Below are 13,491 nucleotides of genomic sequence, written 5' to 3'. Positions count from 1 at the left end.
TCATTCTACAAGTCAATTTCTTCTGAGCTTATAGATTTCTGGAATGCTAATTTATCTGTATTTAACCAAGCTGTTGATTCACAATTCCATCCCGGAATACAAAAATCTTCTGTGCAATGCACAGCATCAAACTCGGTAGCTACTCGTTCCCAGTCGATATAATCATCATTTTCTGCATGGGGGAAGTTTTTCACTAAATTTTCATATTTTTCAAAGGAATCAATCTTTAATATTTTTGCCGTTTCTGAAACTTTAAACTGAGCAGCATCGTTTCCTAACCAGAATCTCAAACTATTTTCTCTACACCACTCTATCCAGGCAGTTGTACTTTTATTGTTTGTGGCGTCTTTTTTTAGAGTGGAGGTCCAAAAAGCATTATCAGGTTTATCTGATGGTATTCTCAGCCACAATGGGAATGCGTTATCTTTAGTGGTAGAAGAACTAAGTATGTGTCCGTTTTTTACTTTTGCCACTTTTCTGGTGGTGATTAATCTTTGCAAATCAAAGTATTCATTACCTCTGGGTATAAACACCTGAGATGAATGATAATCTTCAGACGTCGTAACTTGACTGGTTGCAGCACAGGCTTGAAAGTTTGTTGACCCAAAGGGCTGGATAGGGGCTGAATTCACAGTATATTCCTTTCATGTTTTCTCTCTAGAGTGCTCATTCATCATAAAGTTCATAACAATCTTGTTAGCGCATCTAACGTATGCTTCCAGTTCGTTCCGGTGCTTCGCCTTCATCACCCGACGCCCCTCTGGCTCAGGTTTGAATTGAGCGTTGAATTTGAAACCAGTGTAAGAATGAAGACGATCGTGCTATAACCCCAATGTCTGAGCCCATCACGCAAAGTAAATACCAAATTTTTGTGACTTTCACTAAGTCGGTAAAACTGGAAATTGTCATGGTCTGGCGAAAAAAAGTGACCTCTCTGGCCGACCGAACCTTCAGGGAGTTTGTCAAGGAAAGGTGCGCCAAAAAGCCCTGATGCTTTCTAAGTGATCTAAATTCGCCAATCATCCGTAATAGCTCTAATATTGAGTTTTGAGACCTTACTTAATCACCGCAAGAAGGTGTTTTGTATGTTAAGAGTACTCTATCGTCTGCCTGACCTCGCCTTCGCCCAAAAGCTGAACGACCTTGCCGAAGCTGAAGGGGTCTCTCACAATCGAATCCACATCGCTCACAAAGATCATCTGGCGACGCAGAAAAAGCATTTGAATGATCTGTCCTTTATCGAAGAATACGACACGGTTCGTTCAGGTGAGAGAGGTTTTCTCATTGGTATCCTGCTGACAGTACTGACCGGCCTTGCGGTCCATGAATTAATGGCTGCGCATCCGGTTGCCCCGGTGGTCACTTTTTTCGCATGCATGGTGGTACTGGGTTACTCGACTTGGCTGGGGGGGTTGATCGGCGCTTCCAGTGACAACTTCAGGCTCCAGCCTTTCCATGATCACCTTGAACAGGGTGGCTCTGTAGTCATGCTGGATGTTGAATCCAATTCTGTTTCTAAACTGATGCGCGTCATCGCAATTCACATTCCTGAGGCGGAACCGGCTGGCAGAAGCCAAAGGCTGGACAACCCCTTCATGGGATCCTGGTTACTCAGAAAACATTCGTGAGGCAAGGTTATGAATCTGAAAACACTGACTGCCGTTGTTCGCCAAAAGCAGACACATCTGGAGCTGATTTCGGCTGAAGGTGACATCTATTTGTGCCGGATTAACGACAGGGAATGGCTTACCGAGCATGCAGAAAATAAGCCCAAAGTCTTTCACAGCATTTTCGAGGCCAAATACACTTTAGGCAAGGATCTGTCGGATCAACTGGATATGGTGATGTCTTCAGCCTATGACGAAATGATCAGCTCAGGCGATTCCGGTGAAGGTAAAACTATCCGTCATGGGCTTTTAAAAATTGATCGATAGCCCGACACCATTGATCGCTTGATCGATCAGGCAACAGGTTCTGATCTCGTAAGTTGAGTCTGAATTCCACAACGGAGCGCCATTCCGTGGAGCCGGGATCAGGGCCGTGTCCCATGCCATCGCCTGTGGGTACTCTCGACTCTGCATACTCATACCAGCTTTCGGTACACATCGACTTTTCTTCTGGTCGACCATGATAAGAACACCCCGTCAGAAACAAGCCGATGACTAGCCCTGCCAGAAGATTGTGAGACTGCATCGCCTGCCCTCCTCCGTTTATTGAATCCCCGCTAAAAACCCCGTAATCATCACCGAGGACGTGAAGGCGGGGATCTGAGCCAGGCTTGCAAAGCAAGCCTCTGGAGCTATTCTACAATGGTCGTCTCTTCAGAGACGATAGCATTCTCCAATTTAAAAGCCTAAGCATCGATCGACCTTTGCAGAATTAATCAAGGTTCGCAGAAGAGAAAATGTCCGTTTTAGTCGATCAGACCTGCTTCACGTGCCTGGGCAGTGAGGGGCTCGCGGAAATCCGGATGAGAGATGGCAATCAGGGCTGCAGTACGGTCTTTGAGGGGTTTGTTGTGCACGTCGGCAACACCGTACTCTGTGACAATGAACATAGCGTCACTGCGTGGTGTGGTCACCGGTGTTCCGGCGGGCAGGGTCAGTTGAATGCGGGATTCCAGGCCGTTTTTGCCTTTGAAGACAGACGACAGGGCGATAAAGGACTTACCACCTTTGGACATGCCAGCGCCGCGAACAAAATCAAGCTGACCACCTGTGCATGAAATCTGGTTCAGACCAACACCTTCAGCCGCAATCTGGCCGGTCAGGTCGCACATCAGAGCTCCGTTGATGGAAATGAAATTATCCTGTTTAGCTATTTCTTCCGGCCTGTTCAGCGTTGACAGGGGCATGACATGGGTGTCGTCGTTGTTATCCAGAAAATCCAGAAGGTCCCGACTTCCTACAGCCAGTCCGTAAACCAGTTTGTTTTTGTCAATGGTTTTATTGCTGTTATCAATAGCGCCAATTTTAATCAGGTGCAGCAGGGAGTCTGTCATCATTTCCGAATGCACGCCCAGATTCTTTTTGTTTTCCAAACCATAGGCAACCGCATCTGAGAGTCCGCCAAAACCGATCTGAATGGTGTCTCCATCATTAATGTAAGGCAGAATGTGGCTCGCAATACTCTGTTCCAGTTCGCTTGGCTGGGCCTGTGGCGCGAAGGGCAGTTCGTGATTGCATTCAACCAGTTTGTCAATCTGGTCTACATGAACAAAGTTACTTTCACCTTTAAGATAGGGTACCTGGTCGTTAACAACCACGATCACCTTTTCGGCATTTTCGACCACGCTGTCGCCTAACAGGGCACCGATATGACCCAGACTCATAAAGCCATTTTCATCAGGTCGGGAAACTTCCATCAACAGAACATTCGGCTTCATGATGTTTTTCATAAAGCTCTGCGTCTGGGAAAAATGCACAGAATTAATCTTTATATTGCCATGAGGTCCCAGAAATTTTCTCTCCAGTGGCCCGGTAAATAAACAGTTGTAATTGATGTGGCCTTTAAATTGTGCCTTGAGAAAATCAAAAGGAAACATTAATAGTGCGCCGAACAATTCAACGTCTTTCAATTCATCTTTACGATGACAAAGCTGTTTAAGAACCGGGATAGCAACACCATTGGCACCACCAATCCAAACCCTGTCCCCGGACTGGATTTCATTTGCCGCACTTTCCAGGGGTGACCATTTACGATCGTAGGTTGATTGCCAGTTTTTGATATCAAATTGAGCAGTCATAGTGACTCCTTTTTTATTTGCACAGAGTGACCCGCCCCGAAAATATCTGTAACTCAGGGTCTTGTCTGGTAACGTTGAGGTCTTCACTTTACATCAATGTTCCATCAAAAACTTGGCAGAGTGCGCCATGTACTTGTTTGTTACCGACTGTCAATAAAGGGTTTGATTTGAGCCATATTTCGTACCGTTTTTATTTTTAAACGTTGAAGGATTGGACATTGTGGTACTGCCTTGGCGACAAACCTGTCCAGCTTTTAAACGCTCTGGAAAAACTGCTCAAATCGCCAAACCCTAACTCATAGGCGACAGTGGAAAGGGGCGTATCGCCGGACTCAATCAGGGCAATCGCTTTTTCATGGCGTATTTTGTTAACCAGTTCCCGGTAACTCAGCCCCAGCTCTGTCAGTTTTCTCTGGAATGTACGACTGCTCATATTCATCAGGCTTGCCATTTCACCAGTCGTTGGCGGTATAAGCGGGCTCAACTCCAGGAGTGAGCGACTGACTTTTAAAACAAGGTTGCTTTTTTCGATCATTAACAGCTTTTTCTGAACCAGTGATTCATTTGCCTGAAGCAGCTCTGGGTCAGAGGTGCGCAGAGGCTGATCCAGTGCATCAACACTGAATTCTATGCGAAACTGAGACATGGAGAATTTCAGAGTACTTTCCAATTTCCCCTCAAGTCTTTTGTGGTATGTCGGTTGTTCAAATGGCAGGTGTATCGTGATTTTGGCTTCATTGTCCCAGCGTATTACCGTGGTAACAGCTGAAACCAGGGCCATCATGCCATGTGTGGTCAGGTTGACCTGTTTATCGAGAGCATCACTGTCAATTAATAATAATGTGGCTGTCCCGGCTTTTTCATTGAAGATGATTCGGGTAGTTGTCGTGACCAATGATTGATACATCTCCAGTTTTTCAATTCGTTGCCTGAGTGATGCAGCACTCCATAAGACGATACCCAGCGACTTGATATCAAGCGGTTGGAGTGAAAGCCCCAGATCGACCGGTAACAGCGGGTTATCAGTTTGCTCCACGGCCCAGTAGAGCAGCCTGCGAGCGCCATCAACCGGGACTGGCCTGTCGCAGTATGACCAGCTTTCAAGAGGAATATTGAAATGCTCGGGAGGTAATGGATCCACCCCATGTTTCTGTAATTGCAGATTAATCAGGTCAAACCAGCGTCCACTGACCGTTCCGCGGTATTTATTAATCACTTCCGATGATGAATCGTTAAAAGACATTTTACGGTACATAAATTTCCGGTTCGTTGAAGAGGTGTGCTGGTAAACGTGCAAACTTGATGGATTAAACTTTCAACCTGGTCTGGGGGGCGACTGGCAGTCCAGCGACGAAAGGCGCATGAAGTTCCGGCGTGTTTGCCATTGTGGTAATGTTTGCATCACTGTCGTTCGGCACTTTTAATGCCTGTTTCAGATTATACCGCTCAAAAAGAGACTTGAAACGGATACTTTCGTGATTCAAACAACGAGCTAATTTCCTTTGGCTGTGATTGCTTTTTCGGCAGAAGACAGTGTCAGAGAGCGAATATACCTATTGTTCATGTGATTTACTGATTAATGTCTCGAGGGAAACCCTTCCCATTACCGTTCAATCCACAATGACGTGTCATCCCGGACTCTCTATCCTCACTGCTGAGTTCAATAAATGAACAGGAAAAAAGCTTTAAAGGCCAATAAACGATGGGTAAAGCTGATTTTTATCCCACGCATAAAGATCAACAGGGTCAGGGGCAAAGTGACTCAATGCCTCCACTGAAATGACCACTGAGCCAGCTGGCGGAAAAGTAATAGTGAACTTACTCTGTAGAATAACGGTCTAAATATATAACTTATATCAATAATGCAGAGGACCTGATCCATTAGTTTTGGGCACTTGATTTGTGTGAACTGCTTATAAAATGATCGCCCGATAGGTGATTTCCGTTATATCTAGGAGCCTGACCGAGAATAGCGCCCGTAGCGAGGACGGCAGAAAATTGAGGATGAAAATTCGGTTTTGTGAGGAGAATAGCGAGCTATTTGACGAACAAAAGCGGATTTTCAGACCAATTTGCTGCCGCCGCAGTAGGGCAGTCTATTCTCGGTCAGGCTCCTAGGGGCCTTTCAGACGAGGGGAATGGTACGGAAAGATTGATGAGCAAACAGCCAAAAGCCGGGAGCTCAGCCTTTCCCCGATCGTCAACTGATTGTCTGAAAGGGCGTCAATTTCATTATAAATAAAGTGGGGTATGGTATGGGTGAAACTCAATCTCTATTCGAACGCATGGCCAGCACGAGCCTGGTTCTGAGGATAATCGCAGGTATTGTAATGGGGGCAGGCCTTGGGGTCGTCGCTCCTGATACCGCTATCTCTTTCTCTTTGCTGGGTTCTCTGTTCGTTGGTTCCCTCAAAGCAATAGCACCTGTTCTGGTCTTTGTGCTAGTGGTGGCTTCTATTGCCAACCAGAAGAAAGGTCAGCACACCAACATGAGGCCCATCATCAGCCTCTACCTGATCGGCACCCTGGCGGCCTCTCTGACGGCCGTTGCCATGAGCTTTGCTTTTCCGGTTACTCTCACTCTGGTCACTAATGAAGCCAGTGCCAACCCGCCCCAGGGCATTGGTGAAGTTCTGAACACCCTGTTGTTCAACATTGTCCAGAATCCCGTTGAAGCTCTGATGACCGGTAATTTTATCGGTATTCTGACATGGGCTATCGCACTGGGGCTTGCTCTGCATCGTGCTTCTGATAGCACCAAGCGTTTTATTCATGACCTTTCCGATGCGGTATCCAACGTCGTTCGGTTTGTTATCCAGCTGGCACCTTTTGGTATCTTCGGTCTGGTCGCCAACACCATAGCCCAGACTGGTTTCTCTGCTCTGGCTGAGTACGGGCAGCTGTTGATGGTTCTGATCGGTTGTATGCTGATTATTGCGCTGGTCGTGAACCCGCTGATCGTGTTCGCCAAACTCAGGCGCAACCCATACCCACTGATTTTCCAATGCCTGCGTGAAAGTGGTGTAACCGCATTTTTCACCCGTAGCTCCGCCGCTAACATTCCAGTGAACATGGAGCTTTGCAAAAAGTTGAACCTGCATGAGGATACATACTCTGTATCCATTCCTCTGGGAGCGACCATCAACATGGCGGGCGCTGCCATCACCATCACTGTAATGACTCTTGCTGCTGTCAATACTCTGGGTATCCAGGTGGACATGCCAACGGCTCTGATTCTGAGTCTGATTGCTGCTGTGTCTGCCTGCGGCGCCTCAGGTGTGGCAGGTGGCTCTTTGCTGCTGATTCCTCTGGCTTGCAGCCTGTTCGGCATCTCTGCTGATGTGGCTATGCAGGTTGTTGCCGTTGGTTTTATTATCGGTGTTATCCAGGATTCTGCTGAAACGGCATTGAACAGTTCAACCGACGTTTTGTTCACTGCTGCAGCCTGTATCTCTGCTGAAGAGAATGGTCAGGCTGTCGATGTCATCCGGCAAGCTAATGCCTGAGACTGAAGTATTTTTCAGTACTTAAAAAAAACCGCCAGCTGATTCTGGCGGTTTTTGTATTGGTTGAAGCAATCAGGAATCCCTGAGGTCGAACCGGTCAAGATCCATCACTTTCAGCCAGGCGGCAGCGAAGTCGTGAACAAACTTCTCACCGGCGTCGTCCGAACCATAGACTTCGGCTACTGCACGGAGTTCGGAGTTTGAGCCAAAAATCAGATCTACCCGGGTTGCGCTCCACTGACTGGCTCCGGTAGCACGATCATGGCCTTCGAAAATATTTTCATCCACCGATGTAGCTTTCCACTCAATGTCCATATTCAGCAGATTGATAAAGAAATCATTGCTCAGGGCATCTGATTTTGAGGTGAAAACCCCATGCTGACTCTGGTCGCTGTTAGTATTCAGAACACGCATGCCACCAACAAGTACCGTCATTTCAGGGATAGTCAGGGTCAACAGCTGCGCCTTGTCGATTAAAAGTGCCTCTGCAGAAACATCCGTGGTATTTTTCTGATAGTTTCTGAAGCCGTCTGCTGTCGGCTCCAGTAGCCGGAAGCTCTGAACATCCGTTTGTTGCTGCGACGCGTCCATACGACCAGGGTTGAATTTCAGGTCAATAGCGTAGCCTGCATTTTTAGCAGACTGTTCAACAGCGGCACAACCACCCAGGACAATCAGGTCGGCCAGGGAAATCTTTTTGTTACCTGATTGAGAACCATTGAACGCTTGCTGGATATCTTCAAGCTGCTGCAGAACGCGAGTAAGTTGTTCTGGCCTGTTGACCTCCCAACTTTTCTGGGGCTCCAGCCGGATTCTGGCGCCATTGGCGCCACCACGCATATCCGAACCTCTGAAGGTTGAGGCAGAAGCCCAGGCGGTTGATACCAGTTCACTGATTGAGAGAGTAGAACCCAGAATCTGTTGCTTGAGCGCAGCCTGATCCTCCCTATTGATCAGTTCATGATCAACAGAAGGAATGGGGTCTTGCCAGATCATTACTTCGCTGGGCACTTCCGGACCCAGGTAGCGTGAAATGGGTCCCATGTCCCGATGAGTCAGCTTAAACCAGGCTCGGGCAAAGGCATCGGCAAACTGATCCGGATGTTCATAAAAGTTTCTGGATATCTTTTCATAAGCTGCGTCAAAACGAAGTGACAGATCGGTAGTCAGCATGGTGGGCTGATGACGTTTTGTTGGATCATGGGCATCAGGAATAGTGTCTTCACTGTCTTTGGCCACCCATTGATAGGCTCCGGCCGGACTTTTGGTCAGTTCCCATTCGTGTTGGAACAGATTTTCAAAATACAGGTTGCTCCACTGGGTTGGCTGGCTGGTCCAGGTCACTTCCGGACCACCCGTAATGGTATCGCCGGCTTTTCCAGATCCATGGCTGCTGCTCCATCCCAGTCCCTGCTCGGTTATGTCTGCTGCTTCGGGTTCAGGACCGACCAGAGATGGGTCACCCGCCCCGTGACACTTGCCAAAAGTATGGCCACCTGCAATCAGGGCAACGGTCTCCTCATCGTCCATCGCCATGCGTGCAAAAGTACTCCGGATTTCCATAGCAGCAGCTTTTGGGTCAGGATTGCCATTAGGACCTTCGGGGTTAACATAGATCAGGCCCATCTCGACGGCGGCCAGTGGCTTTTCCAGATTACGTTCACCGATGTGGCGCTCGTCTCCCAGCCAGGTTTTCTCGTTGCCCCAGTAAATATCTTTTTCTGATTCCCAGATATCTACTCGCCCGCCGGCAAAGCCAAAGGTTTTAAAGCCCATTGTTTCCAGAGCCACATTACCTGCCAGAATCAGCAGGTCAGCCCAGGACAGTTTTCGGCCGTATTTCTGTTTAACAGGCCAGAGCAAACGACGGGCCTTGTCGAGATTGGCATTATCTGGCCAACTGTTAAGGGGGGCAAAACGCTGGCTACCCGTTCCTGCACCACCACGGCCATCAAGATTGCGATAGGTTCCGGCACTGTGCCAGGCCATCCGGACAAAGAGAGGACCATAATGACCAAAGTCGGCGGGCCACCAGGACTGGGAGTCGGTCATCAGTGATGTGAGGTCGGTCTTGACCGCCCCGAAATCCAGGCTGTTGAACTCAGCCGCATAATCGAAATGCGCACCCATCGGGTTTGAAGCACTACCGTGTTGACGCAGGATTTCCAGATTTAATCGATTGGGCCACCAATCCTGGTTGGAAGTACCACTGCCAGCGGCATGATGCATAATAGGACATTGATTAACAGACATACAAAGCCTCCGATTCGTTCCTGTAGAAACGCAGAACAAACTTCTTAAGGTCAAGGTAGCCGTTTAGAAAGTGTCAGAGAGGTCGCCTGACTAGGACGAGGCCACCCAGATGCAGTCGGACTTAAGTCAAAAGGATCGGATGGTTGTGAAGTTTAAGAGCCATTGGCTGTGTAAGCAAATGAAACAGTGACTTCATTTGAGTAAGGTTTTAGTCTCAGTCAATCACTGCTTCAATAAGTTCCGGATCAATGATCAAAGTCCCTGAGCAAGCTGAACTGACCGAGGCATGAAACTTTGCGATCAAACGACCAGATGGTTTTGCATCGAAACCCGTAAGTACTCAACCATAGGAAATCATATTTTCTGACTCATTGCTCAGGCGCTCGCGGCAACTGCTCCTGCGTTGCTCTGGCTCCTGCATCCATACAAAGTCCATCTGTCTTGCAGTTTTCTCGGCAAGTTCCTGACTGTGCAGCAAACTCACCAGGGAAAGACTCATATCGATTCCGGCTGTAATACCGGCTGATGTCATGATAGAGCCGTCTTTTACCCAGCGCTGGTCAGAGACCACAAGCAGTTGTGGATAATGTTGCCTCAGGTCAGGAATATCTTCCCAGTGAGTAGTGACTTTCTGATCGGTTAGAATGCCCGCTTCGGCCAGGATAAAAGCGCCAGTGCAAACGGATGTTGTCATGTGTGCACTGGCTGAAAAAGTTCGAAGCCAGTCCAGTACCTGAGGCTTTTTCAATTCAGCATGATGGACACCGCCAACCACCATCAGTAAGTCAACAGGGGGGTGATTGTAGAACCCATAGTCAGGGTTCACGCTGTATCCGGCTCGGGCAGTAACGGTTTCACCAGTCTCTCCTATCAGAAAGACATTAAAAGGCTCGCCGTCTGCACAGACCCGGCTGGCTGTTGAAAACACTTCATAAGGACCGGAAAAATCCAGTACTTCTGCATTGTCGTATATATAGATGGCAATGTTCATGGATTCTTATTCTTGATTTGAGTGCTATTCAGTTTCTCGAATATAAAGAGGCCCGGCCAGCGAGACAAGCGATAAAATAAAAAAATATGTCTTGGAGAATTTCGAACCCCTCGCAGCACTCAAAGTCACTGACTTCAAAGCCCATCTTTTGTCACCAGATTTTTGTCTGAATTTCGGCTCAAAAAGGACATCAGTTGTTCTAAATTCGGATTTGCGAACAGGGTAAACAGGACGCGTTCACAGGATTCCCCTGCAACCAGACTCATCTTGTTCACTTTGTGTTCCGACCAGAGGTTCTCGAAAAAAAAGCAGCCACTTTCTGGATAGGAATACGTTTTGACCGTTTCAGGAATGTAGCTTGGCGTATAAAAAAACTTAGAATAAAGTCTGGAAAAAAACGTTTCTTGTGCGCGTTCAGCAAAAGACAGCTCTCCGCCGGAGTATGTACCGTTTTCCTGCTCGCATGGCGAAACGACTGTTAACATTGATAAACTGGTCCAGTCATAATGCCAACCCAGATGCGATATTTCCGGGAAGTCTGAATTAAGCGTATATTTTAGTATGCTGGCGTGAAATGGCACTCTCTGATCGGACCAATTGCCTAGTTGAGCCATTTTTTCCAGGCTGGAACAGGTGAGATCAGCCACTGATTCAGTGACATTTTTTTTCTCAAGATAGGCTCTCACCTGATCTTCGTCAGCTAATTTACAAGACCTGTCAAATGCGATAACGGGTGCCAGCATTTCACCTGAACAAAATGCCCCGAGCACTGGCACATTATAGCGATCCTTGTGGGGACTGCTGTCCAGGAAATTTGGGTAGTATTTCATTTCTTTTTCATGGGCCAGATCCTCTAATCTGTTATCGACAAAGGCATCAAAGCTTCTGGCTTCTTTTGCGTCCTTGCATACCTTAAGCATTAAGTTTTTATCTAAAAAGTTATCGTATCTGGCAATAAACCGGCCACTAAATGTTGGTTGAGTGGTATCCCCTGTCTCTTGACCGATTTTAGCGCGCCATTGGTCGAGCAGTCTGTTATTGTTTCCTGGCTGAATCCTTGCTTGTATCATCATCAAGTCCTCCTTGAAAAATTAAATGGTCAACCTCTCTAACTTGGTACAAATGTTCTGATCAGTCTTAAAATTAGACATTGGCAGTTATGAAAAAGTTCCATGCTGATTTCAACGGCGTTTTGCATCTCTTCCATATCTTTTGGAGATAGGTTGTCATTTCCCGATCATCATGACCGGGCTCAGGTTAAAACAAGCATTCAGTGGTAGTTGACTAAATTTAAATAGTTATAATATAACATAACAATTCAGGGCGTACTCAACCGCATATTCACTTGGACCGGAACTATCCGTCATGACTCAACTACCCGTCACTGTGCTGTCAGGCTTTCTTGGCGCAGGAAAAACCACTGTACTGAGCCACATTCTTAACAACCGTCAAGGTAAAAAAGTGGCCGTTATCGTTAACGATATGAGTGAAATCAATATCGATGCAGCACAGGTAAAAAACGAAGTCTCACTGAGTCACCAGGAGGAGAAGCTGGTGGAGATGAGTAATGGCTGTATTTGTTGTACCTTGCGCGAAGATCTGTTGCTGGAGATCAACAAACTGGCACAGGAGGAACGTTTTGATTACCTGGTGATTGAGTCCACCGGCATTTCCGAGCCTTTACCCGTCGCTGAAACCTTTACCTTTGCTGATGAAAAGGGTGAATCACTGTCTGATGTCGCCACGCTGGATACAATGATCACTGTGGTAGATGCGGTGAACTTCCTCAAGGATTATGACGAGGCGAAATACCTTCAGGAAACCGGGGAGTCTTTAGGTGAAGAGGATGAACGCAGTGTCGCTGATTTATTGGTAGATCAGGTTGAGTTCGCCGATATACTACTAATCAGCAAAACCGATTTGATAGAACAACCCGAACTGGAACGTTTGACCGCGATTCTGAAAACGCTTAATACCAATGCCCGAATCATTCCCATTGCTCATGGTCAGGTAAATGTTGACGAAGTATTAAACACTGGGCTGTTTGACTTTGAGCGCGCACAATCAGCGCCAGGCTGGCTTAAGGAAATGCGCGGGGAACATGTGCCGGAAACCGAAGAATACGGCATTGGAAGTTTTAGTTACACCGCCCGCCGACCCTTTCATCCAGAAAAGTTTTACCAGTTTCTCCACTCGGCGAGAGACTATGGAAAACTGATTCGATCCAAAGGCTACTTTTGGTTGGCCTCCCGTCCGGAATTTGCAGGCCAATGGAGTCAGGCTGGCGGTATTGCACGTTATGGTTTCGCAGGGATGTTTTGGAAAGCTGTCCCGAAAGAGAACTGGCCTACCGATGAAGATTACCTCGCCTCCATCAAGAGTAACTGGGTAGAACCTTTCGGCGATATGCGTCAGGAGCTTGTTTTCATTGGTCAGGGTTTGGATCAACAGGCCATCACTAAAGCCCTCGACTATTGCCTGTTAACAGAAGACGAGGTTCTCAAAGGTAAAGAGTACTGGGCAAGTTTGAGTGATCCTTTTCCTGGTTGGGGAGAAAGTCAATGAAGACAACATCACTGGGACAAGGCACGTTGACTGAAGATCAGATCAAACAGGCTGCAGAGTCTGACTACATGAATACTGAGCAACTGGATTTCTTCAAGCACCAACTATTGCTGCTTCACAACTCGACAGAAGCTCGAATTCAAGAGGCCAAAAGTCAAATGGCCAGCCCACCGGAATTGAACGATGACAGTGATAGAGCATCCTGGGAAGAAGAGTGCAGTACTTCGTTGCGGATTTTAGATCGAGAACAAAAATTGCTCTCCAAGATCAGACAGTCACTGGAGCGTATACGATCAGGTACCTATGGTTACTGTCTTGAATCGGACGAGCCCATAGGCATCCCCCGCCTTCTGGCAAGACCCACAGCCGAATACTGCGCTGAAGTGAAAGCCCGGATGGAATACAGGGAGCAGTCATACCGGGACTGAAGG

General features: G+C 47.4%; 12 protein-coding genes. 5 read left to right on the top strand and 7 right to left on the bottom strand.

What is annotated here, in order from left to right:
- Positions 1–5 precede the first annotated feature (5 nt).
- Positions 6–632, bottom strand: a complete 627-nt coding sequence (locus tag ACOMG9_RS15565) for a hypothetical protein (protein ID WP_448217549.1) — start codon at positions 630–632, stop codon at positions 6–8.
- 453 nt (positions 633–1,085) lie between these two features.
- Between ACOMG9_RS15565 and ACOMG9_RS15560 the strand changes: the two genes are divergently transcribed.
- Positions 1,086–1,628 carry a hypothetical protein gene (locus ACOMG9_RS15560; protein WP_448217548.1) on the top strand — a complete coding sequence of 181 codons (543 nt, stop codon included), beginning with the start codon at positions 1,086–1,088 and terminating at the stop codon, positions 1,626–1,628.
- 9 nt (positions 1,629–1,637) lie between these two features.
- Positions 1,638–1,934, top strand: coding sequence for a DUF6482 family protein (locus tag ACOMG9_RS15555; protein ID WP_448217547.1), 297 nt, complete (start codon positions 1,638–1,640; stop codon positions 1,932–1,934).
- Here ACOMG9_RS15555 and ACOMG9_RS15550 read toward each other — a convergent pair.
- The 3 genes from ACOMG9_RS15550 to ACOMG9_RS15540 all read right to left on the bottom strand — a co-directional run bounded on the left by ACOMG9_RS15550 (position 1,900) and on the right by ACOMG9_RS15540 (position 4,988).
- On the bottom strand, positions 1,900–2,193 hold the full coding sequence (locus ACOMG9_RS15550) for a hypothetical protein (RefSeq protein WP_422441882.1): 294 nt from the start codon (positions 2,191–2,193) through the stop codon (positions 1,900–1,902). The genes ACOMG9_RS15555 and ACOMG9_RS15550 overlap by 35 nt on opposite strands.
- A gap of 220 nt (positions 2,194–2,413) precedes the next feature.
- Positions 2,414–3,745, bottom strand: coding sequence for an acetyl-CoA hydrolase/transferase family protein (locus ACOMG9_RS15545; protein WP_448217546.1), 1,332 nt, complete (start codon positions 3,743–3,745; stop codon positions 2,414–2,416).
- Positions 3,746–3,941: 196 nt separating this feature from the next.
- Positions 3,942–4,988, bottom strand: coding sequence for an AraC family transcriptional regulator (locus ACOMG9_RS15540; protein WP_494529072.1), 1,047 nt, complete (start codon positions 4,986–4,988; stop codon positions 3,942–3,944).
- 1,012 nt (positions 4,989–6,000) lie between these two features.
- On the opposite strand from ACOMG9_RS15540, the gene sstT reads away from it, so the two are divergent.
- Positions 6,001–7,251 (top strand): serine/threonine transporter SstT, encoded by a 1,251-nt coding sequence (gene sstT / locus ACOMG9_RS15535; protein WP_422134353.1) that lies wholly within the window; start codon positions 6,001–6,003, stop codon positions 7,249–7,251.
- A 72-nt stretch (positions 7,252–7,323) separates the two neighbouring features.
- Here the strand turns inward: sstT and katG are convergent, their stop codons facing one another.
- The 3 genes from katG to ACOMG9_RS15520 all read right to left on the bottom strand — a co-directional run bounded on the left by katG (position 7,324) and on the right by ACOMG9_RS15520 (position 11,568).
- Positions 7,324–9,504, bottom strand: coding sequence for a catalase/peroxidase HPI (gene katG, locus ACOMG9_RS15530; protein WP_448217545.1), 2,181 nt, complete (start codon positions 9,502–9,504; stop codon positions 7,324–7,326).
- Between the two features lie 340 nt (positions 9,505–9,844).
- Positions 9,845–10,495 carry a DJ-1/PfpI family protein gene (locus ACOMG9_RS15525; protein WP_448217544.1) on the bottom strand — a complete coding sequence of 217 codons (651 nt, stop codon included), beginning with the start codon at positions 10,493–10,495 and terminating at the stop codon, positions 9,845–9,847.
- 134 nt (positions 10,496–10,629) lie between these two features.
- Complete coding sequence (locus ACOMG9_RS15520; protein ID WP_448217543.1) at positions 10,630–11,568, bottom strand: hypothetical protein; 939 nt, start codon at positions 11,566–11,568, stop codon at positions 10,630–10,632.
- 292 nt (positions 11,569–11,860) lie between these two features.
- Here ACOMG9_RS15520 and zigA point away from each other — a divergent pair, with 292 nt between their 5' ends.
- A complete protein-coding gene (zigA, locus tag ACOMG9_RS15515; protein WP_448217542.1) occupies positions 11,861–13,060 on the top strand; it encodes a zinc metallochaperone GTPase ZigA in 1,200 nt (399 codons plus the stop codon).
- Positions 13,057–13,488 carry a TraR/DksA family transcriptional regulator gene (locus ACOMG9_RS15510; RefSeq protein WP_448217541.1) on the top strand — a complete coding sequence of 144 codons (432 nt, stop codon included), beginning with the start codon at positions 13,057–13,059 and terminating at the stop codon, positions 13,486–13,488. Before zigA ends, ACOMG9_RS15510 begins: the two co-directional genes overlap by 4 nt.
- Positions 13,489–13,491 lie beyond the last annotated feature (3 nt).

It is taken from the genome of Endozoicomonas sp. PH6C (genome assembly GCF_059322965.1).
The sequence above is the reverse complement of the archived record's forward strand: the minus strand, read 5'-3'. Positions and strand labels throughout refer to the sequence as shown.